This window comes from Sagittula sp. MA-2 (assembly GCF_030126985.1).
Taxonomy (GTDB): domain Bacteria; phylum Pseudomonadota; class Alphaproteobacteria; order Rhodobacterales; family Rhodobacteraceae; genus Sagittula.
Map to the genome: position 1 here is coordinate 227,844 of NZ_CP126148.1, position 24,292 is coordinate 252,135.

Genomic DNA, 24,292 nt, shown 5'->3' on the forward strand with positions numbered 1-24,292 from the left:
ACGGCGTGCCCTGCGTTCACTTCGCGTACGGACGCGTTACTGCAGCACGCCTGCCACCGCCTCTTCGGCGCGCTGGACTGATCGGTCCGGTGGGGCTCGCCGCCGCGGCCCGGCAGTCCTTTGGCCAGCCTAATCCGCTGATCCGTGCGATCCCACGATCAGGGCAGGCGTCGCGAACTGATAATCGAAGTGCTGCGCAACGCCGGATGGAACGACTGCCGGATGGAGGGTAAGCGCTTGCGTCCCGGGGCCTGCGTGAAGCGATCCTTCAAGCGACGGTGCCTTGCAGAGGTCTATTCACCTTCGGTAGTCAGCGTTCATACTGACATATATTGTATGCAGATGGATACACATGTATCCATTGCCGTAGCCAGAGACTCGGGAGGCCGGTTTGCGCATACATTTTCTGAATCACGCAATGCATCGGCGGGCGCTGACCTTCGTCCTTGCGTCGCTTGGGACGGCGCTGTTCTGGCTGGGCGGCCTGCCTTTGCCGTTTCTCTTCGGCCCGATGGCCTTCTGCCTGGCTGGGGCACTGGCGCATCTGCCCCTGAAGGGGTTCGGGCAGGTCTCCGTGGCGGCCCGCACGATTCTCGGCGTTGCCGTCGGTGCCTCCATCACGCCGGACGTCATCGCCCAACTGCCCCGCATGGCTGTCTCCGTCGCCCTGATCCCGCTGTTCATTGCGGCGATCGCGCTGGTGGGGGTGCCGTTCTTTCGCAAGTTGTGGGGGTTCGACGGGCCCACCGCCTATTATGCCGCCATGCCGGGCGGCCTTCAGGACATGGTGATCTTTGGCACCGAGGCCGGGGCCAACCCGCGGGCGCTGTCACTCGTCCATGGCACGCGTGTGCTGATCATCGTGACGCTCGCCCCCTTCATCCTCGGTCACTTCTACGGCGTGGGTCTGACCAATCCCATAGGGGCGCCGGTCGCCGACCTGCCGGTGCATGAGCTGCTGATCATGGTCGCCGCCGCATGGATCGGCTGGAAGGGCGGGGAGCGCATCGGCCTGTTCGGCGCGTCGATCCTTGGCCCGATGATCGTCACCGCAATCCTGTCCCTGACAGACGTGATCCATGCCCGCCCCCCGGCCGAAGCGATCCTCCTTGCGCAGTTCTTCATCGGCTGCGGGATCGGGGTGCAGTTCATCGGCGTCACATGGAAAGAGCTGACCCGCGTGGTCGCAGCGGGCATCGCCTACGTCATGGTATTGGCCGTGCTCGCGGCGGTCTTTTCCGGCGTCGTTACTTGGCTGGGACTGGGAGAGCCGGTTGCCGCTTTCCTTGCCTTCGCGCCCGGCGGTCAGGCCGAGATGACGGTGCTGGCCATCGTGACGGGCGCAGACCTCGGGTTTGTCATCACGCACCACCTGACGCGCATCGTCATCGTGATCGTCGGCGCGCCGGTGCTGGCCGCGGTCATCGCCCGAAGACGGAAGGATTGACCATGTGGATCGGCGCGCCCGCGGCGTAGGCGTTCACCTGCTCGAATATGTCGGCGAACTGCTTGTCGAACTCGTCCTCGGTGACAAAGCCGATATGCGGCGTGGCGATCAGGTTGGGATGCGACAGCAGCGGATCATGCGCGTCGGTCAGCGGCTCGGTGTCGAAGACGTCGATGGCGGCCATGCCAGGGCGGCCCGCGTTCAACCCGTCAAGCAGGGCGCCCGGAGCGATCAACCCGGCGCGGGACGTGTTCACAAGGACGGAGCGCGGCGACATCTGTGCCAGGTCCTCTGCGGTAACGATGCCCCGGGTCTCCGGTGTCAGGCGCAGATGCAGGGAGACCACGTCGCTTTCGGCGAAGAAGGCGGCCCGGCTATCCGCAACATGCTCGCCTGCGGCGCGCGCCCGGTCGCGGCCCTCGTCGGAGGCCCACCAGACCACCTCCATGCCGAAGGTGCGGGCGTAGTCCGCCACGACGCGACCGATCCGGCCATAGCCGTACAGACCCAGCGTCCGGCCGCGCAGCGTGCGGCCCACGCCCATCTGCCACCGGCCCGCCTTGACGCTGGCCATCTGCTGCGGCAGCTGGCGCATCGCAGACAGGATCAGGGCGAAGGTCAGTTCGGCAGCGGCATAATTCGCGCCATCCGCGCCCTTGTTGGAGCAGAGCAGCACACCCCGGTCGGTGCAGGCCTCCACATCCACATGTGGCCAGACGCCGCGTTGGGAGATCAGCCGCAGGTTCGGCAGGCGCTCCAGCAGGCCGCGCGTGACCCGCGTGCGTTCCCGGAACAGCACGACACACTCGGCCTCGGCCAGACGGGCGGCCAGGGCCGCCTCGTCGGGTTCATGGTCGGTCCAGACAGTGACGTCATGTCCGTCGAGCAGGCGGAAGCAGGGCAGCCCCCGCAACGTGTCGAACCAGTCGTCGAGAATGTGGACCTTCATGGGATGTGCCCTGTCAGCTTTGGGGAGAGAGCGCCTTGATCGCCCGGCTGACCCGTTCGTGCAAGATCAGAAGGTCGGACTGGCCCGGACCGTCTTTGGCGATCCGCTGTGACAGGTCGCTGCGGATCTCTTCCAGATCGCGGCGCACGCGGCTCAGTTTTTCGTAATCGCTCATTCGGGGCTCCTCAGTGCGACAGGAGTACGGGGATATCGATCTGTGCCAGGACCTCTGAGGTGACACCGCCAAGCAGATCTTCACGGAACTTCGAATGCTCGAAGGCACCGAGCACAAGCAGGGATGGCCGATGTTTCTGGCACCAGCCGAGAAGGGTAGGGGCCACGGGGTGCGACGTGGGCCATTCCTCGTGCACGGCCTCGACCCCGTGACGGGAGAGGTGGGTCATCAGGTCCTCGATCGGCCATGCGGTGCGCGGACCGACGGTCAGGACGCTGACACGTCCGTCGTCCTCGATCAGGCGCAGGCTGTCCGACAGGGCACGCGCCGCGGCGCGGCCACCGTCCCATGCCAGCGCGGAGTGGCTGAGGCCGCCGCCGCCGTCATAGCCCGCGGGCACGACGACCACCGGGCGCCCGGACATCAGCGCGATGCGGTCCGGGTGCAGCGTCACATGTTCGTCGTCCGTGTCGGCATGGCTGCCCACGATCAACATGTCGTAATGTCGCGCGGCCTCGGACAGGACGTTGTCGACGCGGCCGGTGACTTCCTTCAGCTGAAGCGCGTTGGCCAGCCCGAGGGCAGAGCGTTCCGTTTCGAACTTCGCTTCGATCTCGCGCAGGATGTCCGAGTTGGCCGCGTCGAGCAACGCCCGCGCCTCCTTCGGGATCCAGCGCGACCGCTTGTCGATCACCTCGTGCGAACTGTGCGCCAGCATGGCGGTCACATGCGCGCCCAGCCGGTCCGCCAGCGACGCCGCATAGCGCAGCGCGGCAACCGAGCCGTCAGAGCCGTTGAAGGCCACGAGAAGGTTCATCATCGGCATGTCAGCGCCCTTTCCAGATCGAAGCGGGCACGTAAATGTGCCCGTCCGCAAGCTTGCGAGCGGTGCGCAGCAGCCCGGCGGAGTTCAGCGTGAAGTGGTTGTTCATGTCGAAATCCACCAGCACCTCGATGGTGCCGGACGCATGTTCGAGAACGACGTTGGCCGGGCTCTCGGTGGGCCGCTCCAGCAGGCCGTCCGCGACGGTGCCGGGGGTCAGCGCGCAGGAGGCGAGGCACTGCGACCCGGTCACCGCCATCGACGGGTGCGTCGTCCAGGGCATGAAGTAGCGCGTGCAGATCGTGCCACCGTCCTTCGCGGGCGCCAGCAGGCCAAACTTGGGCGTGACCGATTGCGCCACGTCGCCCATGCCCATGGCCGCGCCCGCCTGAAGGCGCACGGCCTCCATCCGGGCAAAGAAGTCCCGGTTCGCGTCGAGTGCCTCGACGCTCTCGTATCCGGTCAGGCCGAAGTCCGCTGCGCGGGCGATCACCATGGGCATGGCCACGTCCATGCAGGTGACCTCGATACCGTCGAAAGTGTCGCGGAGGTTGCCCGTGGGCAGGAAGGCCCCGGTCGAGGATCCCACCACGCCCATGAAGTTGAGCGCAATCGGGGCGGCCCGTCCGGGTACCCCGGCGATCTCTGTCTCGCCATCGTAGCGCAGCACGCCGCCGGGCGTCTGGACCCGGGCCAGCACCCTGGCCCCGGTGTTGACGGCGCGGATCCTGATCTCTGTCTCGTTCCCGGTGGCGGTGACGAGGCCCATCTCGATGGCCGCCGGACCCACGCCCGACAGGATGTTGCCACAGGTGGGCTTGAAGTCCACCAGCCGGTCCGCAACCGAGACCTGCGCGAAGAAGTAGTCCACGTCTGCCCAGTCGTCATCCGAGGGCGAGAGCATGGCGACCTTGGTGGTCACCGCCACGCCGCCGCCGATGCCGTCGATGTTGATCGCGTGGCCCGCGCCGACGGCGGCCATCAGAACCTCGGCCAGCGTTTCGCGGTCCTCCGGCAGGTCGGCGCGGTTGAAATAGGGCCCGCGCGAGGTCCCGCCCCGCATGAAGACGTAGGGGATGCCTGTCTGTGTCATGTCACTGTCTCCCGGGGATCAGTTCAGCGGCCAGGGCAGGTCGGTGACGTCCTGCAGAAGGCCCGGAGGGAAATCGCGGTTGAGTGCGCCGGCCATCACGCACATCAGTGCGATGCCGCAGGCGGTCAGGATCAGCGTCTTCGGCCAGGGTGCCTGTGCCCGGACCCGCAGGAAGGTCACGAGGAACCCGGCCAGCGCGAGGATGAAGCCTAGCACGTAGGTGGCCGCGATCAGCCCGGCGAACCATGCCAGCGTGCCCCAGAGGCCGTAGGGCGCGTCCGCGTCCTCACCCGCCATTTCCTTGTCGGCGAAGATGGTGTCGCCCTCGGGCCGCATCAGCATCTGCGCCAGGAGGATCAGCAGGGCGACCAGCGTGATGCCCCCGATCACCAGCGGTACGATCTTGTCCGTCATGTTGTAGTCGGGGATCATGTTGGCGTTGAGCAGCGCGGTCACGACGTAGGCCAGGATCACCAGAAGGAAGACGATCGGCGCGCGCTTCGATCCGGACTTCACGTCGCCTTCGGCCATGATGGTCTTGGCCTGCCGGATCCCCAGCACCACCGACACGACCGTGACGATCAGCAGCACGATGACGATGGGGGAGAAGATGTAGTCCATCCCTTCCTCGAACGACTTGCGGAAGCGGAACGACGCGATCTGGAAGGCCTGGTTCGAGAATTTCTCGACCGGGTTCGAGAGCACGAAGCCGATCAGGAAGGCCGGGCGGGACCAGTCGAACCGGCGCAGGAAGATGCCGATCAGGCCGATGGCGAAGAGCGCGAGGATGTCCTCGAAGTTCTGCCCGGACTGGAAGGCCGCGAAGGCGATCAGCATGAACAGGAACGGCGCGAGGTAGGTGAAACGGATGGTCGTCAGCTTCGCGATGCCGCCCGAGACGCCGATGCAAAGCAGCGTGCCGACGACGTTGGCCAGAGCCAGCAGCCAGACAATGGAATAGGTGATGTCGAGGTTGTCGCGCAGCATGGCCGGGCCGACCTCGATGTCGCCGGAGCCGAGCAGCGCAATGGCACCGATGAAGATCGCCATGGAACCGGAGCCGGGGATGCCGAAGAGCAGGGTGGGGACGAGGCCGCCGCCTTCCTTGGCGTTGTTCGAACTTTCCGGGCCGATCACGCCCCGGATCTCGCCCTTGCCGAAGTTAGATTTGTCCTTGGTGGTCTGCACCGCGTGGCCGTAGGCGATCCAGTCGACGACAGAGCCGCCAAGGCCGGGGATCACGCCGACCAGCACGCCGATCAGCGAGCAGCGGACCGACAGCCACTTGTTGGCGAACCAGTCGCGCACGCCGTCCATCCAGCCCGCGCCGAGCGACGCGTCCTTTGCGATGGACCGGTCCTGCCGCAGGAGCGAGACGATCTCGGGCACGGCAAAGATGCCGAGGCCCACGATCACCAATTGCAGGCCGTCCGTGAGGTAGGGGAAGTCATAGCTCGCCATGCGCAGCGAGCCGCCCGCGTCGGCCACACCGATGGTGCCGATCAGCATGCCGAGGCCAGCCGCCGCCAGCCCCTTGAGCGCGACGCGGCCCGCGAGGACCGCCACCATGGACAGGCCGAGGATGGAGATCATCAGCATTTCCGGTAGGCCGAAGGCCAGAACCAGCGGCCGCGCCACGACGATGAAGAGCGTCAGGAACACCGCGCCGACAAGGCCGCCGAAGAGTGAGGCGGTGAAGGCCGCCGACAGCGCCCGCGCCGCCTGACCCTTGCGCGCCAGCGGGAAGCCGTCGAGCACGGTCGCCTGAGAGGCGGAGGAGCCGGGGATGCCCATGAGCACCGATGAGAATGTGTCCGAGGTCGGGACCACGGCCACCATGCCGATCATCAGCGCGAGGCCGAGAACCGGTTCCATGCCGAACATGAAGGGCAGCAGCAGCGACAGCCCGGCGATGCCGCCGAGGCCGGGAAACACACCGACTGCAAGGCCCATGACCACGCCCAGGACAAGGTATCCCAGGACAACAGGTTGCAGAATGAGAGCCCATGCGTCGGCAAGCGCCGGCAGGGCGGTCGCGAAGAGATCCATCGCACCGTTCTTTCGGTTGAATTTTCAGGAGGTAGAAAGGCTGCAGGCCCCGGCCGCAGTGGCGGGGCCCGCGGGGACGTCGATTACTCGATCGTCACGCCGTAGGAGTCCTTGAGCCAGTCGATGACGTAGTCCTTGGCCTCGGGCGTCACGGTTGTGGCTTCCTTGGTGGCCTTGACGGCACCTTCGCCCACGAACATCGGGTATTCGCCAACTTCGTTCGACGAGATCTCGGCAAAGTCGGGACGGGCGCGCACGGCCTCGAAAGCGGCGACATAGGTGTCGACCACGTCCTGCGGTGTGCCCTTGGGCAGGAAGGCGATCTTCTGCGACGGGTAGCCGGAGATGAAGAAGGCTTTCCACGCGTCCCAGGCCACGCCCTCAGTCTCGCAGCCCTCGGTCGCGGCGCAGACTTCCTTGAAGGACGGCATGTCCGGGAAGGTCGGGTCGCGGACGATCTGGTTGTTCTCGTCCAGCGCGCCCCAGCTCATCATCGGCAAGGCAGTTCCGGCAGCGACCAGATCCGCGGCGCCCGACAGGTAGCCGGAAGAGGTCTGGTAGTCGATGGTGGCTTCGCCACGCTCGAACATCAGGCGGCCGTCACCCCGGCCCTTGATGCCGAAGACGGGCTCGACGCTCATCCCCAGCATCTTCCAGGCCAGCAGCGGCACGAGGTCGAGACCGGTCGCGCCCTGCGAGCCGAAGATCAGGTCCACGTCCTTCAGCGCGTTGGCCGTGCCGTCGAACTTCGCCCCGTCCTCGGGGTTCAGGTAGGCCACGCCGCCGGTGCCGGAGGCCATGACCGGGATCCAGTCGTTATACTCGTAGCGCACCCGCGGATCGTTCAGCAGGTAGGGGAATTGCGTCGACCCGGAGGTGCCGAACAGCAGCGTGCCGTCGTTGTGTTCCTGCTCCTGGAACCAGTTCGCGCCCTTGGTCGAGCCTGCACCCGGCATGAACTTGACCACGACGGTCGGGTTGCCCGGCAGCTCCTGCGCCAGCAGCGGTGCAAAGAAGTTCGCCCACTTGGCCGAACCGCCGGTTTCCGAGAACGGGATGACCCATTCGATCGTCTTCCCGGAAAAGTCCACTTCGGCCAGGGCCGGTGCCGACATGAGGGCGAGTGCAGCAACAGAGGTTGCAAGGTTCTTGATGGTCATTGGTGTCCTCCCGTAGACCTTGACCGTGCCGGATGAACCTCCGGCACGTCAGATGTTATCTTTTCAAGGGAATGATTCCCTCCTCCAACGGCTGCACCATGCCGTTCCAACCTTGCGCGAAACTTGCGCAACATGACAAAGAAGTAACCATGCGGATCGCGGTCATAGAAGACAACGAGGCCCTGGCACACGGCATTGCATTCCGTCTGCGGGACCGGGGTCACTCGGTGGACCTCCTTTATGACGGCGCTGAAGCCGATGCTTTCCTTGCGCAGGAAGGCGCGGACCTCGTGGTTCTGGACCTGAACCTGCCGGGCATGGACGGTCTCTCGGTCCTGCGGGCCCTGCGGCGCCGCGGGGACGGGACGCCGGTCATCCTTTTGACCGCGCGGTCCGAGACGGCGGAGCGGGTGGCGGGGCTGGACGCCGGGGCGGACGACTACCTGACCAAGCCGTTCGAGATGGACGAACTGGAAGCCCGCCTTCGCGCCATGGCCCGGCGCAAGAACATCGAGTTCGCGGCACGTGACAAGCTTGGCCCGCTGGTCTTCGACCGCACCGGACGCCAGCTTCTGCAGGACGAACAGCCGCTCGACATCCCGCGCAAGGAAATCGCCACGCTGGAGTGCCTGCTGGAACGGCGCGGGAGGCTCGTGTCGAAGGCGCAGTTGATCAGCCACGTCTACGGTATCGGGTCGGACGCCGAGGAAAGTGCGATCGAACCGCACGTCTCGCGTCTGCGCAAAAGGCTCGAGCCCTTCGGAATCCGCATCAAGACAGCCCGCGGCCTGGGCTACATGCTGGAAGTCGATGGTGCATAGTCCGCGCAGGCGGGTGTCCCGCAAGGCCATGTCACTGCGGTTGCGGCTGTTCCTGGTGATCCTGCCGCCCCTGCTTGTGGTGTCCGTCCTGCTTGGCCTGTGGCGTTTCGAGGCGGCGCAGCGGACATCCGAAGAGCTGTTCGACCGCAGCCTGCTGGCGGCGGCGCTGGCAATTTCGCGGGACGTCGCGATCTCCGAAGGGGACGCCCTGTCTCCCAGTACACGCAGCTTTATCTCGGACGCGGGCGGCGGGGAGATCTTCTACCACGTGACCGGGCCGGGCGGTTATTACGTGACCGGTTACGCCTATCCGCCACGGGCCGCCGGGACGACGGACAGCGACTTGCCCAGCTACTACTTCGCCAATTACCGGGGCGAAGAGATGCGTGTCCTGCGCATGATCGAGAACCGCACAATCGGCAACCTGTCGGGCGAAACGGTCGTCACAGTCTGGCAGCGGGTCAGTGACCGTCAGGCCTTTGCACGCGAACTGGCGCTTCGCGCGATTGCCCTGATGGCGGGCCTGATGGCGGCGCTGGCGCTGGTGGTCTGGTTCGGCGTCCAGATCGGCCTGCGCCCGCTCAACGACCTCCAGGAGGCGATCCGGCAACGGTCTCCGGATGACCTCGGTCGCATCCGCCGCCCCGTGCCCAAGGAGGTCGCGGGTGTGGTCTCGACCCTGAACCGCCTGCTTGGGCAGGTGCGGGACAGCATCGAGGTCCACCAGTCCTTCATTTCCGACGCCGCGCACCAGCTGCGGAACCCGGCTGCTGCGCTTCTGGCGCTGGCCGAGACCCTGCCCGATGTCCGCGACGAAAACGAACGGGCTGCCCGACAGGCCGAACTCATCGCCGCCGCCCGTGTGTCCGCCCGGCTGGCGAACCAGTTGTTGTCGCTTGAGCGCCTCCGGTACGACGTCGCCGCGCCGGTCACGCGCTTCGACCTCAACGAGGTGGTTGAAGACGTCTGCAGCGGCCTGGCTCCGGCGGTTCTGTCCCGCGAGATCGACTTTGCGCTGGAACGGTCGGACGCCGCGCTGGAGGTGGAAGGGGACCCCATTCTGTTGGGTGAGGCGCTTACCAATCTGGTGGAGAACGCCCTGCGCCATGGTGGCAACGGGATGACACGGATCAAGGTGGTCACCTCCAGCCGCGACGGGGAAGCGGTGATCACTGTGAAGGACGACGGGGTGGGCATACCGCTCGATCAGGCGGAAATCGCATTCCGCCGGTTTTCGCAGCTTCAGAACGGCGAAGGAACGGGACTCGGTCTGGCCATCGTGGAGCAGGTCATGCGCCGCCACCACGGCAGTGTGAAACTGGAAGAGGTCGAGTCAGGCACATGCGTCAGCCTTTGCGTTCCGTTGGTCAAGAACAGTGACGCATGACGGAATACGGACTTGGAGGCGCTAGCGCGTAGATTGCTTCATCGGTTTGGTGGCCCACCAGAACACCTTGTTCCGTGACGCATTTGCGCTTGTCCGGACGGCGTGCCCATCTGCTGGTCAGGGCTGGCACCGCACGGTCGGCGCAGCCCGGCCAAATGGGCGGGGCGAAAGGCGATAAACCCGCGAGGCCAAGGGCAGTCCCGTGCCGCCCGTTGACACGACCCGCCGGATGGTCGAGCAATCATGGGCTTTTCCCTAGACGGCAAGTTCTCAGATGTCCGACCCCGCACCCAAGAAGTCATGCTGCGCCGCGAGCGGAGGCGCAATCACGTCCCAGGACGTCTTGATGGAACGTGCATTGGGCGTCGCCCGCGCTCCGGCGGACGTGCAAGCGCGGCTGTGGGAAGCGCTGACGGAGATCCCGGGCGGCATTTTCGACATGGGCACGCGGAAGTCCCGCTTTCCTGACGACCTCGACAGCCCGCGGCGCAAGGTGAAGCTTTCGCCTTTCCGCATGTCTCCGGTCGCGGTCACCAACGCCGAATATGCCGTGTTTGTGCAAGACACCGGCTACCGGACGGTGGCGGAGCAGGAGGGGTGGAGCTTCGTCTTCCACCTCCTGCTCGAAGACGCTGCGAAATGTACGGACCATCCGCCGGGCCTGCCATGGTGGCGGCAGGTGCATGGCGCCTGCTGGTCGGCGCCGGAAGGGCCGGGAAGTGACGTCTCGGATCGGCCAGACCATCCGGTGACGCATATCGCGTGGTAGGACGCGCTGGCCTATGTCACCTGGGCCGGCCTTCGTCTGCCGCGCGAGGCAGAGTGGGAGCGCGCCGCGCGCGGCGGGCTGGCGCACAAGAAATTTCCATGGGGCAACCAGCTTACGCCGGGCGGCAGCTTTGCAATGAACACGTGGCAGGGCGCTTTTCCAGCGACCAACACGGCTGAGGATGGCTTTGTCGGGACCGCGCCTGTCAGGTCCTATGCGCCGAACGGCTACGGCATGTACAACATGACGGGCAACGTGTGGGAATGGGTATCGGACCGCTACGGTCCACGTCCGGCCCCGGGCCGCCTTCCGGAGGTCGATCCGACCGGTCCCGAAGACGGCGTTGCGCGGATTCAGCGAGGTGGGTCCTTCCTGTGCCACATCAGCTACTGTGACCGCTACCACGTGCATTCGCGTACCCGGAACGATCCCGACAGTTCGACCTCCAATTCGGGTTTCCGCGTCGCGGGCGGAATTCAACGTGGCGAGGGTGAAGCCTTCGGATAAGGTGATCCGGCCTTCATCTATGACCGGATGCGAACGCGTCTCCAGACCTCAAGCGCCCGCCGCCGCCTTTTTCCGGAACGTATGCGGCCCCGCCTGCTTTTCCGCATTCGTCGGGCAGGTCAGAGACCGGCGGCCCTCAACGATCCAGAGCATCCCGAAGCTGGTAGTAGCGAATGCCGAGGCTGCCATAAATCGGATGCAGCGCGTGGAAGGGCAGGGCGGGGATCGTCTCGCTCGGCGGGATCGGCAGCGGTCTGCCATGCGCGAGATACTCCGCCATGGCCTTGCCCAACGACACCGAGAGCGCGACACCCCGCCCGTTGAAACCTGTTGCGGCAAGCAGCCCCGGCGCCGGAGCGCAAAGCCGGAGGCGGTGGTCGGGGGTCATGCCCACCCGCCCGAACCAGCGGTGCGTGATCTCGAAACCCGTTCCGAAGAGCCGGGCCAGTTCCGTCTCGATGCGGGAGAAACCTTCAGCGCTTTGCGGATCGCTAAAGCTGCCGCGTCCGCCCAGCATCAGACGGTTCTCCGGGCCGATGCGGAAGTAGGTTCCGACTCGGCGCGCCTCCGATACGACCTCGCCTCCGGGCAGGATGTGGGCGCGCTGTGCGGCCGTCAGAGGGGCCGTGGCGACCTGAAAGCTGTTGGCGGGCACCGTGGCACGACGCAGCCGCGGCTCAAGCTTCGCCGGGGTGTAGACGTTTGTGGCGAGGATCACCTTCTCCGCATCTACCGTGGCGCCGCCCTCCAGCCGCGCCTTCCAGCCTTTGCCATTGCGCATGAGCGCCACCACCGGGGTACGCCCATGTATCCGTGCGCCCGCAGCCTCAGCCGCGCGCGCCAGACCCTGCGCCAGCTTCAGCGGATGCACCCGGCCAGCGCGCGGATCGCGCCACCCGCCGGTGAAGCCGCGCGCGCCGGTCGTGCGCTCCATGGCGTCCGCGTCGAGCCATTCGGCCGCAATGCCCCGTGCCTGCCATTGCGCCATGCGCGTCCGCAGCCCGGCCAGATGCACTTGCTTGCTGCCCGCCTGAATCCAGCCGTCCTGCACTGCGTCGCAGTCGATGCCGAGCCGCGCCACCAGCGCAAAGAGCACGTCGGCCGTCCCGCCGGCAAATTCGGTCGCGGCCGGCCCCCATGTTCGGTCGAGGGTGTCGGGATCGTCCTTCAGGCCGGGGATCACCTGACCGCCATTGCGTCCCGATGCGCCGAAGCCCGGATCCTCGGCTTCGAGCAGCACGACGTCGGTGCCGGCCTCGGCAAGGTGCAGCGCCGCAGACAGCCCCTGAAAGCCGCCGCCGATCACCAGCACGTCGCAGCGCCGCGACTCGGTCAGCGGGGGCCAAAGGGGCGCGGCGGGGGCGGTCGCGCGCCAGAGGGAAGGAAAGTCCATGGCGAAGGCTCCGGTCAGGCGGGGTGGGTGACGCGGCGCAGGAACTCCTGCGTGCGGGGATTCTGCGGGCGACTCAGCACCTCCTCGGCGCTGCCCTTCTCGGCGATGCGCCCCTGATCGAGGAAGATCACGCTGTCCGCAACCTCTCGTGCGAACTGGATTTCGTGTGTGACGACCAGCATGGTCATCTGCTCCTCGGCCAGATCGCGCAGCACAGAAAGCACCTCGCCCACCATCTCGGGGTCGAGTGCCGAGGTCGGTTCGTCCAGCAGGATCGCGTCGGGACGCATGGCAAGCGCGCGGGCGATGGCGACGCGTTGCTGTTGTCCGCCGGACAGTGCGGAAGGATAGAAGTCGATCTTGTCGCCCAGCCCGACGCGGCGCAGGTGGTCCTCGGCGCGGGCACGGACTTCATCGCGGTTCTCGCCCAGCACCTGCACCGGGCCTTCCATGACGTTCTGCAAAGCGGTCATGTGCGGAAACAGGTTGAAGCGCTGGAAGACCATGCCGACCCGGGTGCGGATCGCGTGGATCGATTTCGCATGGGCATCCACCGTTTCGCCTTCGACGCTGATGCGGCCGGACTGGTAGTCCTCCAGCCCGTTGACGCAACGCAGCAGCGTCGACTTGCCGGAGCCCGACGCCCCGATCAGGCACACGACCTGGCCCTTGTCGACCTCGGCGTCGATGCCCTTGAGCACTTCGTGATGGCCAAACGACTTGTGGACATTCTCGAAACGGATCATGTCGCGGCTCCCATCTTCAGCTCCACCCGGCGCATCAGGAAGTTCAGCGGGATCGTGAGGCACAGGTAAAGCGCTGCGACCATGGTGAAGACGGTCATGTTGTCGAAGGTCGAGGAGGCCAGCATCTTGCCCTGCATGGTCAGTTCGGCAACCGAGATCACAGAGACCTGGCTGCTGTCCTTCAGAAGCATGACCATGTTGTTGCCATAGGGCGGAAGCGAGATGCGGAAGGCCTGCGGCAGGACGATGCGGCGCATCATCTTGCCGTGCTTCATGCCGATGGATTTCGCCGCCTCGATCTGGCCGCGGTCCACCGCCTCGATGCCGCCGCGGAAGGTTTCGCCGATGTAGCAGGAGTAGGTCAGTGCCAGTCCCACGACCCCGGCCTGGAAGGCGGTGAGGTCGAGGCCAAGCTCGGGCATGACGAAATAGATGTAGAAGAGCACGACGAGGATCGGGATACCGCGCAGGAACTCGACGATGTAGCGCGCGGGCAGGCTGAGCCAGCGGGTGCCTGAACTGCGCATCATCGCCCAGACCAGCCCCAGCGCCGAAGAGAGGACAAGTGACAGAAGGGTCACGGCAATGGTCTTCCAAAGCCCGGTCACAAGCAGCGGCAGGTATTCCTGGATTCGCTCGGAAAGGGGTAGCATGCGGATCTCCCGTCAGAAGGGCGCGGGCCCGGCGCAATGCCCGGGCCCTGTCAGACTTGCGATGGGTTTCAGAGCCCGTACTTGCCGAAGATCTCGTCCAGCTCGCCGTTTTCCTGCATTTCGGCGATGGCAGCGTTGACCTGCTCCAGAAGCTCCGGCTTGTCCTTCGACACGGCCAGGGCGACGTCGCCGACCCCCATCGGCGTGTAGCCGTCCACCAGCCTGACCCCCAGCGCAGGGTTCTGGGCGATCTGGTACGCGATGATCGGCTTGTCGCCGAAGCCCGCCTTGATCCGGCCCAGCTTCACGTCACGCATGATATCGACGAGGCTGTCGTAGAGCTTCACCTCGCTGAAGATCCCCTTGGCCTGTAGCTGGTCGGCGAAAGTGGTGCCGATCTGCGCGCCGACCACCTCTCCGGCAAAATCGTCGAGCTGGTAGCTGCCTTCATCTTCGGCCGCGACGAAGGCGGCGTCGCCGTAGCTGTAGACCGGCGTCGAGAAGTCCACGACTTCCTTGCGCTTGTCGGTGGCGAACATCCCCGCCGAGATGATGTCGATCTTGTCGGTCTGCAGCGCCGGGATCAACGCAGAGAACTGGTTGACGGCGAATTCGGGGGTCATGCCGATGTCTTCCGCGATGGCGGCGGCAAGGTCGACCATGGCGCCGGTCGGTTCCTGCGTTCCGGTATCGACGAAGGTGAACGGCACGCCGGTCGTGGTGACACCGACGGTGAGATCCTCAGCGAAGGATTGGGTGGCGCAGAGCGCAAGCGCACCGGCCAGGGCAATTTTGCGGATGGTCATCTGAAGTTTCCCTGTTTTCTGGCGCCACAGCTATGGACGGGGAATGTGACGCTACTGGTTTGTGATCTTCACGATAATGAAGAAATACCAAGACGCAACCGACTTGCGTGAAAATCTTCACGCTCCTGAAATGAGGTGGGGTTTTCGATTGTTTTTCTTCATTTTTCGTACGGAAGCGTCTAAACAGGCGAAGGTCCGGTCGGCCATGTGGCTGACAATGATTTCACCGGAGTGAAGATTCGCCGATGCCCCCAGTCGAAAATGAAGCAAAACTGCTCTCCGATCCGATGAGCGGAATGGACGACACCTCGCTCGGTGAGGCGGTACGGCAGGCGCGCAAGGGGCGCGGGCTGTCGCTTCAGACCGTAGCCGAGGGGGTGGGCATCTCGACGGGGCTTCTCAGCCAGATCGAACGCGGCATCTCCTCACCGTCGATCCGCAACCTTCGCGCCATCTGCGAGGTGATCGGCATTCCTTTCCTGTCCCTCTTCGCCGAGAGTGACGGCACAAGCCGCGAGGATGGCATCATCGTGCGCGAGGCACGGCGGCGCACCGTCGATTTCGGCGACAAGGGCATGGTGAAGTCTTTCCTGACCGTCCACGATCAAGGCGCCCTGCAGGTGATGGAGATCGTTCTCGATCCGGGCGGCAGCTCGGGCGAGGAATCCTATGCGCATGAAGGCGAGGAATGCGGCGTGGTGCTCCGCGGCAAGCTGGAGCTCTGGGTGGACGACGACCGCTTTGTGCTGGCAGAGGGCGATGCCTTCCACTTCGAAAGCCGCCGTCCGCACCGTTTCCGTAACCTCTGCAATGAGCAGAGCCGGGTTATGTGGGTGACGACGCCGCCGGTCTGGTAGGTGCGGTGGAACAACGACTGCGAGCAGCGCGCGTGCCCGAAAACCTTGGCGAAGCGCAATTCAACTGCGGGAGTTTTTAAAACAACTGCGGGCGCAAGGTGAGGCGCGCCGCGCTGTCCTGATGTAAAGACGTGCTCTTTACTGCTGCCCGCTTTCTCCGGACCGGGCGCGCAGGGACCGAAAAAAGCGGCCCCGGTAAGTCACCGGAGCCGTTGATGGTCAAGCCTCACGATGCGTGCCGCTGGCCTCAGTCTTCGGGCAGGGCCCAGGCGATCACCTCGTCGCCCACGGGCGTCTCCATGAAGTGGTGGCCCATCGCCGTGACCATCACGTACTGTCGGCCACCCGCTTCGTAGGTGATCGGGTTGGCCTGACCGCCTGCCGGCAGCACGGTGGACCACAGGGTCTCGCCCGTCTCGATGTCGATGGCGCGGAACAGGTTGTCCGTCGCCGCAGCGATGAAGACCAGCCCGCCTGCCGTAACCACCGAGCCACCGTTGTTCGGCGTGCCGATGTCAAAGGGCAGGAAGGACGGAATGCCGAACGGGCCATTGCGCCGGGCCGTGCCAAGCGGGCGGTCCCAGAGCGTCTCTCCCGTCTCGAGGTCGATTGCGCGGATGCCGCCATAGGGCGGACGGGTGCAGGGCACGCCCGTCCCGGTGTTGCGCCAGCCGGCGTTGACCGAGATGCCATAGGGCGAACCCTCCTGCGGATCGGCTGCGCCCTCGGCGCCGCCCCCGGCTTTCTCCTCGCCTGTCTGACGGTTGATCGCTTTCGACGTCACTTCGTCACGCGGCACAAGCCGGTTGTAGTTCGGCACGTCGTTGTAGTTCGCGACGATGATCCCGCGTTCGGTGTCCACCGCGACTGAGCCCCAGTCGGACCCGCCGTTGTAGCCCGGATACTGGATCCACGGCTTGTCCGAAGACGGCGGGGTGAAGAAGCCCTGATAGTTCGCGCGGCGATACTGGATGCGGCACCAGAGCTGGTCGATGGGGGTGAAGCCCCACATGTCCTTCTCTTCCAGCGCAGGTTTGCGCAGCGTGTGCCATTCGCTGATCGGCTGGGTGTCCGAGATGTAGTCGGGCTCGACCTCGCCTTTCGGCAGGTCGGTCAGTTCTCCGACCGGGGTCAGCGGCTCGCCCGTCTCGCGGTTCAGGATGTAGATGTCGCCCTGTTTCGACGGCAGCAGTACGGCGGCCGTGCCTTGGTAGTCGAGCAGCGTCGCCTGGCTGCCGAGGTCGTAATCCCACACATCGTGCCGCACGGTCTGGAAGTGCCAGACCTCCTCGCCCGTGGTGGCGTCGAGCGCAACGAGCGACGTGGCGTACTCGTTTTCCACTTCGCTCCGATTGGAGCCGTAGTAGTCGACCGAGGAATTGCCGAGCGGCAGATAGACATAGCCCAGCTCTTCGTCCGCGACCGCCGTGGTCCACATGTTGGGCGTGCCGCGGGTATAAACCTCGCCCTCGGGCGGACCGTTGCGGTTCTGTTCGGGCGCGGCAAGATCCCATGCCCAGACCAGCTCGCCGGTCACGGCGTCATAGCCGCGTACGACGCCGGACGGCGCGTCTTCCGCCTGGCCGTCCTTCACTTGGGCGCCGGTGACGATGATCCCGCGGACGATGGCGGGCGGCGCGGTCACGGCGTACCAGCCGGGCACGCGTTCGCCGATGTCCTGCCACAGGTCGACGGTGCCGTTTTCGCCGAAGTCCTCGCAGGGGGCGCCGGTTTCCATGTCAACTGCGACCAGTTTCGCGTCGAGCGTCGCCTGGATCACGCGCGTCGCGCAGGCATCCCCCTCGGTCGCACTGGGATCGGTATAGGCAGAAACGCCCCGGCACGTGGCACCGTAGGGGATGGCCTCGTTCGGAACGCCGGGATCGAAGCGCCAGTTCTCCTCTCCGGTCTCGGCATTCACGGAGATCAGGATATTCATGGCGGAGCACATCAGGAGGTCGTCGCCGATCTTGAGCGGCGTGACCTCGGGCGAGTACTTCCCTTCCGCCGTGCCCTCGGGCAGGTCGCCGGTGTGGAAGGTGAAGACTTCTTCGAGCTGACTGACGTTTTCGGGAGTGATCTGGTCCAACGGCGAATAGCGGGTGGCCTGCGCGTCACCGCCCCAGAAGGGCCAGTCCGCACCGACCTGCGGTTGGGGACGCGGCGCTGCGTCCTGCCCGGCATCTGCCTGACCCGGCCCTTCGTCTGCCTGGCCCGACCCTGCGGATGTCTGATCCGGGGCGGTGGTCTGTTCTGCAGTGTCATCAACAGGTTCGGGAGTCACCGTTTCCTGCTGCGGCGCAGGGGCCTGTTGTGCTTGGAGGGGAAAAGCGCCGGCGAGAAGCGCGGCTGTTACGATTGAAAAATGGCGTGTCATGAGGAACCTGCCGTTGTCAGAATTTCGAGGCGTGCCGAGACAGTGCAGGAATGCACAGCAGCAGGAGAACGAGGATCAGCGTGGGCGCAACGAGGCGTGGCACCTGGGCCCACCAGTCCGGGCCGACTTCCCACCATGCCCAGGCCACCGTGCCGATCCAGACCGCAAGGTATGTCCAGACCGCTTCCATCATGTACCGGTTGAGAAGAATGCCGGTCACCAGCAGGCCAAGCCCGGCGAGCCCGTAGTACCAACTTCCTCCGAGCAGGATGAGCCAGATCCCCCCGGCGAGAATGACGGCACCGAGCAGAACGTTGATCCAGCCCAGAAGCTTTACTCCCCATACGGTCTCGTGGCGTTCGGTATGATCGGGCGGGGCAGTCAAATCGGACATGCGACCTCCTGTTGCTTGCGCGCGCGTTGAGGGCCACTTGAACGAGGCCCTTTAGGGTTGAACGGCTCGCAAGCGGGTCCGTTCCGTCAAACTGTGAGATTTCGTTCTTTTGCGGTGTGGGGACGGTGCCGGTAACCGTTTGGACAATCGCCGGCGCCAATTGCGGCGTCTTCAGCGACGGTGGCGCGAGATGGTTTTCACCTGCCCGCTCCCGGTTCCTCGCCCAACATATGAGACTGCAGTCTGGAGTTGGGTAGTCTTTTGCCGTCTGGCTGAGGTGCACTCGGTAACCTGGACCGGATGCTGCCTGGTCAGCTATTGAACTTCATTTAAGGTTGCTCGCTGACTGCGCCAGTCACTGTGGGCTGGGCGGGCGTTCCGCCTCTAGCAATTCCGCGATCAGCCCCAGCGGATGCGTCAGGTGCCGACCGGCCAGCCGCTTTGTCTGGCTGCGGCAGGAAAAGCCCGTGGCGGCCGTCGGAATGTCGTCGGCGACGTTGTCCTTCCACGAGGTGTCGAACAGGCGGGTCGAGACTTCTTGGTGGCGCTTCTGGTGGCCGAAAAGCCCCGCCATGCCGCAGCAACCGGTCTCCGGCACTTCGAGCGTCACGCCAAGTGCTGCGAACACACTGCGCCATGTGGCGCGGCTGCCGGGCGATGCGCTGGTTTCGGTGCAGTGGCCCAGCAGCCGTGCGCGCGGTGCAGCCGCCTTCGGGAAACTGCGCCCGGATGCGATTTCGGCGGAGAGGAACTCCTGCGGCATCTTCACGTCCGGCAGGACGATGCCGGCGCGCGCATAGTCCTGTCGCAGCATCATGGCGTAGGCCGGGTCCAGCGCTAGCAGCGGCGCGCCGGTTGCCGCGGCCTGTGTCAGCAGCGCGGCCTGCCGACTTGCCATATGGCGGAACCAGGACAAATCGCCGGCCGCCAGCGCCGCCTTGCCCGCCGGGCGCATAACAAGCATTCTTGGCACATACCCCAATGCCCGCAATCCCGCCACCGCCTGCCTCTGGGCCGCTTCGTCGAAGAGCGCGGTGAACCAGTCCTGCACGAGGATTACGGTGTCCTTCGGGAGCGGTGCTTCCAGCTCCCGGGCCGACAGATATGCCGCGCGGGGCAAAGCGCGCGCCAATCGTTCCGGCAGATCGACGAGGCCGGTCACGCGCTGGACCAAGGGCCGCAGCGCGGGCCAGAGCGGGGCCGCCACCGGCGCCAGCCGGACCGCCATAGGGCTGAGGCGCTCCGCCAGCAGTGTCAGCCGCTCGGTCAGCCCACGCGGGTGACGGGCGTGATAATCGGCGAGGAACTGCGACTTCATGTCGGGAATGTCGACCTGCACGGGGCAGGTCGTGGCGCAGGCTTTGCAGCCGAGACAGGTGTCGAGCACGGCATAAAGGTCCGCCTCGCGCCGGGCAAGCGCATCCGGTCCCTCGTGCTGACGCGCCTCGTGCCAGGCGCGCAGCGCGTCGGCGCGGCCCTTGGGGCTGTGCCGCAGGTCTGCCGTGGCTTTGAACGACGGGCACATGGGCACGCTTGTGGCATAAGACAGGCATTGCGCATTGCCGTTGCAACGGAACGCCCGCTCCAGCCCGTCGCCCTCGGGCGCGTTGAACGGGCGGAAAGGCGTGGTGGAGATGCCCATCAGTTGCTCTGGTGGGGCGACGAGCTTGCCCGGGTTCATGCGGCCTGCCGGGTCGAACGCCGCCTTGACCCCCTGAAGCGCGCCATAGGCCTCATCCCCGATCCAGTCGCGCAGGTATGCGCCCCGGACCCCCTTGCCGTGCTCGCCCCAGAAGATCCCGCCATGCTTGCGTGTCAGGGCAAAGACCGCGTCCGACACCTCTGCAAGTGCCTTGCGGTCGTTGATGCTGTCGATGTCCAGCGCCGGCCGGACGTGCAGGCAGCCGACATCCGCATGTCCGTAGATGCCGTAGGAGAGGCCGAAGCCGTCGAGCACGGCGAGGAAGTCTTCTAGGAAAGCAGCGAGGTTCTCCGGCGGTACCACGGCATCTTCGACAAAGGCCACCGGCCGGGCGCGGCCCTCTGTCCGGCCAAGCCGGCCCACCCCTGCGGAACGTACCGCCCAAAGCCTGCGGATCTCGTCGCGGTCCGCGGCAAGATGGGTGCCGCGCAGCCCGGGCAGGTTGTCCAGGATCCCAAGGATCGCCGCGACGCGCGCCTCGACCTCTGCCGCGTCGTCCCCGTTCACCTCGATGAAGACCGGCGCGATGCCCGGGGCGCTCAGCGCCGGGGGCAGGTCGCCCAGCAGGCCGGCCGTGGCGGCAAGGCCCTGAGTGCGCTCGTCCATCACCTCGACAGCGGTCGGGTCCCCCGCACCCAAGGGGACGGCAGCGGAAAGCGCGGCAGAGAAGCTGTCGAACCCGGCAAGGATCAGGCGCTTCTCCGCCTCGATCCGGCGCAGCCTCACGCGGATGCGGGAAATGGGCGCCAGAGTCCCCTCTGAGCCGGGAAACAGCCGCCACCATTCGAAACCCCCGCCTTCGGGGCAGGCGCGTTCCAGATCGTATCCGGTGAAGCGGCGGTTGAGGTCGGGCGTCGCTGCGACGAAGGCTGCGCGCCCGCTGCGCGCCGCCCGCTCTGCCCCGGCCAGCAGTGGCGCGGCCCAGTCGGGCGCCGGATCGCCACTGAACAGCAGGCCTTCGGGGCGCGCGATCTCCAGACCCAGCAGGTTGTCGGAGGTTTTGCCGTACACGCGCGAGCCCTTGCCCGAGGCATCGGTGCTGACCATGCCGCCGATGGTGCAGCGTGTAGAGGTCGAGGTCTCGGGCGCGAAGAACCAGCCGCTGTGCCTGATCTGAGCGTTCAGGTCGTCCAGCACCAGACCGGGTTCGACATCGGCCCATCCGTTATCCACGTTGAGATGCAGAAGCCGGTGCATGTGACGTCGGGTGTCCACCACGACACCGTTGTTCAGCGACTGCCCGTTGGTGCCCGTCCCGCCGCCGCGGGCCGTCATGGGCACGCGCTGGAACCTTGGCCTGTCCATGACCGCGACGAGTGTGGCCATGTCGGCGGCGTCGCGGGGCGCAGCCACGAGGTCGGGACGAATCCGATAGACGGAGTTGTCGGTGGACATCGCCTCGCGCAGGGCGCTGTCCGTCTCCAGCTCCCCACGAAAACCGGCCTCACGCAGGGCTTCTGTCAGCGCGCCCAATTCTTCGGCGCTTGCCTGCCAGTTCGTGGAGGTCTCGGTCATCAGGGCGGTCTCATCGTCGGAAATCGTTGCGTTGCATCGATTAGTATCATAAATTCCGAACAACATGGAAGTTGCATCAGTCAAAATGAACATCAACTTTCGACACCTGCGCGCCTTGCATGCGGTTGCGGCGCAGGGGTCCTTCAGCGCGGCCGCCGAGACACTGGGTGTCGTTCCTTCGGCCCTGTCGGAACTTGTCCGGCAGTTGGAGTCCGACATCGGTGCGCCGCTTTTCGACCGGCGTACCCGCCCGCCATCCATCACGCCGCTGGGTCAGGACTTCCTCGACGACACCGCGCCGCTGATTGCCGGGATGGAGCGCGCGGTTGACCGGCTGCGCGCCCGCGCCGGGCTGGAAAGCGGCACGCTGCATCTTGGTGCGTCGCCCTCTGCGATCTCGGAACTGCTGGCGCCGCTGCTGTCAGACTTCCTTGCCGGACGGGCAGGCATCCGCTGCATGCTGCATGACGACATCGCCGAGCGGCTGGCAATCATGGTGGCGGAAGGGCGGCTCGACATTGCCATCGCCGGGCGCGCGCAAAGATCTCCGGACCTGCGTCAGCGTGCCATCCTGCGTGATCAGGTCGGGCTGGCCTGCCCGTCGGACCATGGCTTTGCCGGGCGTGACAGCGTGGCGCTGGACGAGATCGACGCCGACAGCCTGATCGGGCTGGACGCGCAGACCGGTACACAGCAACTGCTGACCGACAGCCCCGCCATCCCGCGGGACTTCCTGTCACCTCGCCTGACTGCCCATTCGACCATCGCGCAACTGTGCCTCGTGCGGGCAGGTCTGGGCGTCGCCCTGCTGCCCAGGAACGCGGTCCTGCTGTTCCGCGACCCCGACATCCGCTTCGTGCCGATTGAGGGGCTCGACCTCTGGCGCAGCCTCTACCTTCTCGAACCCGCCCGCCGCCCGCTGACGGAGGCCGCCCGCGCCTTCGTCGAGGTGCTTGAGGCTGCGGTGCCGACCCTGACAACGCCTTGATCTCCGAGGAACAGACATGACCGATCCGACACCTTTGCCCTTCGTCTGCCGCAAGGCCCCGGCCAGCGGTTCCGCCGGGGTTGTCGTCACCAACCACCCGCTGGGCAGCGCCGCCGGTCACGAGATCATGGCCGCCGGGGGCAATGCGGTGGACGCCGCCGTGGCCGCGCTTCTGGCACTGACCGTGGTTGAGCCGATGATGGTCGGCATCGCGGGCGGTGGCGTGGCGCATCTGCGCACACCTGACGGGCGTCACGTGGTCTATGACTGCCTGTCGCACGCGGGCGCCTCGGCCCGGCCGGACATGTTCCGCCCGGTCTCGGACCGGCTGCCCGACTACATGGAGACGGAGGGCCGCCGCAACCTGGTGGGCCCGGCCTCCGTTGCGGTGCCGGGCAATCTGCGCGGATGGTGTTCGATGCAGGCGGCCCACGGCGCGTTGCCGTTCGAGGACGTCATCGCCCCGGCGATCCGGCTGGCAGAGGCCGGTTTCCGCGTCACCGCCTACCTGAACGGCACGATCCAGCGCCACGCGGAGGACCTCGCCCGCGATCGCGTGATCGCCGCGCAGTTTCTTCCGGACGGCACGCCCGCCGCACCGGGGCACCGGCTGGTGCGGGGCGACTATGCCGAAAGCCTGCGCCTGATCGCCCGCGAAGGCGACGCCGCGCTGCATGGCGGCGCGCTGGGGGCGGCGCTGGTCGAGAGGCTGGGCGACGAAGGCAGCGTTTCGCTGGAAGACCTGCGCACCTACGAGGCGCGGGAGCGAGACGCGATCTTTGGCACCTATCGCGGTTTCCAGATCGCCGGACCGCCGCCGCCTGCCTCGTCCGGGGTGCATGTCACACAGATGCTGAACATGCTGGAAGGCTACGACCTGGCCGCCATGGGTTTCGACAGTGCCGAACGGCTGCACCTGCTGGCAGAGGTGATCCGCGTGGGCTTCGAGGATCGCCGTGCGGCTTCGGGCGACCCGGACTTCGTCGATATCCCGGTCGAGAAGCTGACCTCGAAGGACTATGCCAGCGACTGCAGCGCCCGGCTGCGCGATGTGGGCGGGGCAGGGCAGGTGCCGCCGGGCTACGAGAGCCGGAACACCACCCATGTCACCGTGGCCGACCGCGACGGTTTCGTGGTCTCGGCCACGCACACGATCAACGGGCTGTTCGGGGCGCGGATCATGGTGCCGGGCACGGGGATCATCCCCAACAACTACATGTACAACTTCGACCCGCATCCCGGGAAGGCGCTGTCCATCGAACCGGGCAAGCGGGTGCCGACCTCCATGGCGCCGATGATGATGCTGAAAGACGGTGCGCCGCGCTTTGCCCTGGGGCTGCCCGGCGCGCTGCGGATCTTTCCCTCGGCCATGCAGGCGATCGTCAACCTGATCGACTTCGGGATGAGCCCGCAGCAGGCGGTGGAGGCACCGCGGATCTGGACCGAAGGTGCGCATGTCGAACTCGAACCCGACTACGCGCATCACCGCGCGGCGCTGGAGGCGAAGGGGCACGAGGTCCAGCTTGTTCCGCATATCGGCGGTGGCATGAACGCCATCGCCTTCGATCCGGACGGCGCGATGACCGGGGCCGCCTGCTGGCGCGCCGACGGCACCGTTTCCGCCATGGGGGGCGGGCTGGCGGATGCCGGTGTCTCATTCCATATCTGACGCGACCTTATC

The 24,292-nt window shown here is 66.1% G+C and carries 19 protein-coding genes and 1 pseudogene; 7 read left to right on the forward strand and 13 right to left on the reverse strand.

All coding sequences use genetic code 11. From position 1 onward, the window contains the following. The first annotated feature begins 418 nt into the window (after positions 1 to 418). A complete protein-coding gene (locus QNI11_RS24630) occupies positions 419 to 1,447 on the forward strand; it encodes an AbrB family transcriptional regulator (protein WP_283983712.1) in 1,029 nt (342 codons plus the stop codon). Here QNI11_RS24630 and QNI11_RS24635 read toward each other — a convergent pair. The 6 genes from QNI11_RS24635 to QNI11_RS24660 all read right to left on the reverse strand — a co-directional run bounded on the left by QNI11_RS24635 (position 1,422) and on the right by QNI11_RS24660 (position 7,696). After that, the gene (locus tag QNI11_RS24635; protein WP_283983713.1) at positions 1,422 to 2,396 is read right to left on the reverse strand and encodes a D-2-hydroxyacid dehydrogenase family protein; all 975 of its coding nucleotides are present in this window, start codon (positions 2,394 to 2,396) and stop codon (positions 1,422 to 1,424) included. The two genes, QNI11_RS24630 and QNI11_RS24635, sit on opposite strands and share 26 nt — an antisense overlap. A 13-nt stretch (positions 2,397 to 2,409) precedes the next feature. Next, positions 2,410 to 2,571 carry a hypothetical protein gene (locus QNI11_RS24640; protein WP_198521918.1) on the reverse strand — a complete coding sequence of 54 codons (162 nt, stop codon included), beginning with the start codon at positions 2,569 to 2,571 and terminating at the stop codon, positions 2,410 to 2,412. A 10-nt stretch (positions 2,572 to 2,581) separates the two neighbouring features. Beyond that, positions 2,582 to 3,397 carry a universal stress protein gene (locus tag QNI11_RS24645; protein ID WP_283983714.1) on the reverse strand — a complete coding sequence of 272 codons (816 nt, stop codon included), beginning with the start codon at positions 3,395 to 3,397 and terminating at the stop codon, positions 2,582 to 2,584. A gap of 1 nt (position 3,398) precedes the next feature. Further along, a complete protein-coding gene (locus QNI11_RS24650) occupies positions 3,399 to 4,487 on the reverse strand; it encodes a 4-oxalomesaconate tautomerase (RefSeq protein WP_283983715.1) in 1,089 nt (362 codons plus the stop codon). An 18-nt stretch (positions 4,488 to 4,505) separates the two neighbouring features. Next, positions 4,506 to 6,536: a tripartite tricarboxylate transporter permease gene (locus QNI11_RS24655; protein WP_283983716.1), complete on the reverse strand. Its 2,031-nt coding sequence runs from the start codon at positions 6,534 to 6,536 to the stop codon at positions 4,506 to 4,508. Positions 6,537 to 6,619: 83 nt separating this feature from the next. Then, positions 6,620 to 7,696: a tricarboxylate transporter gene (locus QNI11_RS24660; protein WP_283983717.1), complete on the reverse strand. Its 1,077-nt coding sequence runs from the start codon at positions 7,694 to 7,696 to the stop codon at positions 6,620 to 6,622. Between the two features lie 149 nt (positions 7,697 to 7,845). Here QNI11_RS24660 and QNI11_RS24665 point away from each other — a divergent pair, with 149 nt between their 5' ends. From QNI11_RS24665 to QNI11_RS24675, 3 genes and pseudogenes are all read left to right on the forward strand, one after another. Beyond that, positions 7,846 to 8,517 carry a response regulator transcription factor gene (locus QNI11_RS24665; protein WP_283983718.1) on the forward strand — a complete coding sequence of 224 codons (672 nt, stop codon included), beginning with the start codon at positions 7,846 to 7,848 and terminating at the stop codon, positions 8,515 to 8,517. 28 nt (positions 8,518 to 8,545) lie between these two features. Next, entirely contained in the window at positions 8,546 to 9,904 is a 1,359-nt protein-coding gene (locus QNI11_RS24670; RefSeq protein ID WP_283983719.1) for a sensor histidine kinase, read from the forward strand. Between the two features lie 439 nt (positions 9,905 to 10,343). Further along, positions 10,344 to 11,180: pseudogene (locus QNI11_RS24675) on the forward strand (formylglycine-generating enzyme family protein). A gap of 136 nt (positions 11,181 to 11,316) precedes the next feature. Here QNI11_RS24675 and QNI11_RS24680 read toward each other — a convergent pair. The 4 genes from QNI11_RS24680 to QNI11_RS24695 all read right to left on the reverse strand — a co-directional run bounded on the left by QNI11_RS24680 (position 11,317) and on the right by QNI11_RS24695 (position 14,778). Next, on the reverse strand, positions 11,317 to 12,573 hold the full coding sequence (locus QNI11_RS24680; RefSeq protein WP_283983720.1) for an FAD-binding oxidoreductase: 1,257 nt from the start codon (positions 12,571 to 12,573) through the stop codon (positions 11,317 to 11,319). A 14-nt stretch (positions 12,574 to 12,587) separates the two neighbouring features. Continuing rightward, positions 12,588 to 13,319, reverse strand: a complete 732-nt coding sequence (locus tag QNI11_RS24685; RefSeq protein WP_283983721.1) for an amino acid ABC transporter ATP-binding protein — start codon at positions 13,317 to 13,319, stop codon at positions 12,588 to 12,590. Next, entirely contained in the window at positions 13,316 to 13,972 is a 657-nt protein-coding gene (locus tag QNI11_RS24690) for an amino acid ABC transporter permease (protein WP_283983722.1), read from the reverse strand. The genes QNI11_RS24685 and QNI11_RS24690 overlap by 4 nt, the downstream gene beginning before the upstream one ends. A gap of 68 nt (positions 13,973 to 14,040) precedes the next feature. Next, positions 14,041 to 14,778 (reverse strand): ABC transporter substrate-binding protein, encoded by a 738-nt coding sequence (locus tag QNI11_RS24695; RefSeq protein WP_283983723.1) that lies wholly within the window; start codon positions 14,776 to 14,778, stop codon positions 14,041 to 14,043. Between the two features lie 245 nt (positions 14,779 to 15,023). On the opposite strand from QNI11_RS24695, the gene QNI11_RS24700 reads away from it, so the two are divergent. Continuing rightward, positions 15,024 to 15,635, forward strand: coding sequence for a cupin domain-containing protein (locus QNI11_RS24700; RefSeq protein ID WP_283983724.1), 612 nt, complete (start codon positions 15,024 to 15,026; stop codon positions 15,633 to 15,635). 247 nt (positions 15,636 to 15,882) lie between these two features. Here the strand turns inward: QNI11_RS24700 and QNI11_RS24705 are convergent, their stop codons facing one another. From QNI11_RS24705 to QNI11_RS24715, 3 genes are all read right to left on the reverse strand, one after another. Beyond that, complete coding sequence (locus QNI11_RS24705) at positions 15,883 to 18,012, reverse strand: pyrroloquinoline quinone-dependent dehydrogenase (RefSeq protein WP_283983725.1); 2,130 nt, start codon at positions 18,010 to 18,012, stop codon at positions 15,883 to 15,885. A 16-nt stretch (positions 18,013 to 18,028) separates the two neighbouring features. Beyond that, positions 18,029 to 18,406, reverse strand: coding sequence for a glucose dehydrogenase (locus QNI11_RS24710; RefSeq protein WP_283983726.1), 378 nt, complete (start codon positions 18,404 to 18,406; stop codon positions 18,029 to 18,031). Between the two features lie 355 nt (positions 18,407 to 18,761). Beyond that, entirely contained in the window at positions 18,762 to 21,623 is a 2,862-nt protein-coding gene (locus QNI11_RS24715; RefSeq protein WP_283983727.1) for an FAD-binding and (Fe-S)-binding domain-containing protein, read from the reverse strand. 85 nt (positions 21,624 to 21,708) lie between these two features. Between QNI11_RS24715 and QNI11_RS24720 the strand changes: the two genes are divergently transcribed. Continuing rightward, a complete protein-coding gene (locus tag QNI11_RS24720; protein WP_254698487.1) occupies positions 21,709 to 22,611 on the forward strand; it encodes a LysR family transcriptional regulator in 903 nt (300 codons plus the stop codon). Between the two features lie 16 nt (positions 22,612 to 22,627). After that, positions 22,628 to 24,280, forward strand: a complete 1,653-nt coding sequence (ggt, locus tag QNI11_RS24725; RefSeq protein ID WP_283983728.1) for a gamma-glutamyltransferase — start codon at positions 22,628 to 22,630, stop codon at positions 24,278 to 24,280. The last annotated feature ends 12 nt before the right edge of the window (positions 24,281 to 24,292 follow it).

What these genes read in the sequence shown, in the direction of transcription:
- QNI11_RS24630 (WP_283983712.1), top strand. Translation starts at nt 419, where the DNA reads ATGCATCGGCGGGCGCTGACCTTCGTCCTTGCGTCGCTTGGGACGGCG.
- QNI11_RS24635 (WP_283983713.1), bottom strand. Translation starts at nt 2,396, where the DNA reads ATGAAGGTCCACATTCTCGACGACTGGTTCGACACGTTGCGGGGGCTG.
- QNI11_RS24640 (WP_198521918.1), bottom strand. Translation starts at nt 2,571, where the DNA reads ATGAGCGATTACGAAAAACTGAGCCGCGTGCGCCGCGATCTGGAAGAG.
- QNI11_RS24645 (WP_283983714.1), bottom strand. Translation starts at nt 3,397, where the DNA reads ATGCCGATGATGAACCTTCTCGTGGCCTTCAACGGCTCTGACGGCTCG.
- QNI11_RS24650 (WP_283983715.1), bottom strand. Translation starts at nt 4,487, where the DNA reads ATGACACAGACAGGCATCCCCTACGTCTTCATGCGGGGCGGGACCTCG.
- QNI11_RS24655 (WP_283983716.1), bottom strand. Translation starts at nt 6,536, where the DNA reads ATGGATCTCTTCGCGACCGCCCTGCCGGCGCTTGCCGACGCATGGGCT.
- QNI11_RS24660 (WP_283983717.1), bottom strand. Translation starts at nt 7,696, where the DNA reads ATGACCATCAAGAACCTTGCAACCTCTGTTGCTGCACTCGCCCTCATG.
- QNI11_RS24665 (WP_283983718.1), top strand. Translation starts at nt 7,846, where the DNA reads ATGCGGATCGCGGTCATAGAAGACAACGAGGCCCTGGCACACGGCATT.
- QNI11_RS24670 (WP_283983719.1), top strand. Translation starts at nt 8,546, where the DNA reads ATGTCACTGCGGTTGCGGCTGTTCCTGGTGATCCTGCCGCCCCTGCTT.
- QNI11_RS24680 (WP_283983720.1), bottom strand. Translation starts at nt 12,573, where the DNA reads ATGGACTTTCCTTCCCTCTGGCGCGCGACCGCCCCCGCCGCGCCCCTT.
- QNI11_RS24685 (WP_283983721.1), bottom strand. Translation starts at nt 13,319, where the DNA reads ATGATCCGTTTCGAGAATGTCCACAAGTCGTTTGGCCATCACGAAGTG.
- QNI11_RS24690 (WP_283983722.1), bottom strand. Translation starts at nt 13,972, where the DNA reads ATGCTACCCCTTTCCGAGCGAATCCAGGAATACCTGCCGCTGCTTGTG.
- QNI11_RS24695 (WP_283983723.1), bottom strand. Translation starts at nt 14,778, where the DNA reads ATGACCATCCGCAAAATTGCCCTGGCCGGTGCGCTTGCGCTCTGCGCC.
- QNI11_RS24700 (WP_283983724.1), top strand. Translation starts at nt 15,024, where the DNA reads ATGCCCCCAGTCGAAAATGAAGCAAAACTGCTCTCCGATCCGATGAGC.
- QNI11_RS24705 (WP_283983725.1), bottom strand. Translation starts at nt 18,012, where the DNA reads ATGACACGCCATTTTTCAATCGTAACAGCCGCGCTTCTCGCCGGCGCT.
- QNI11_RS24710 (WP_283983726.1), bottom strand. Translation starts at nt 18,406, where the DNA reads ATGTCCGATTTGACTGCCCCGCCCGATCATACCGAACGCCACGAGACC.
- QNI11_RS24715 (WP_283983727.1), bottom strand. Translation starts at nt 21,623, where the DNA reads ATGACCGAGACCTCCACGAACTGGCAGGCAAGCGCCGAAGAATTGGGC.
- QNI11_RS24720 (WP_254698487.1), top strand. Translation starts at nt 21,709, where the DNA reads ATGAACATCAACTTTCGACACCTGCGCGCCTTGCATGCGGTTGCGGCG.
- ggt (WP_283983728.1), top strand. Translation starts at nt 22,628, where the DNA reads ATGACCGATCCGACACCTTTGCCCTTCGTCTGCCGCAAGGCCCCGGCC.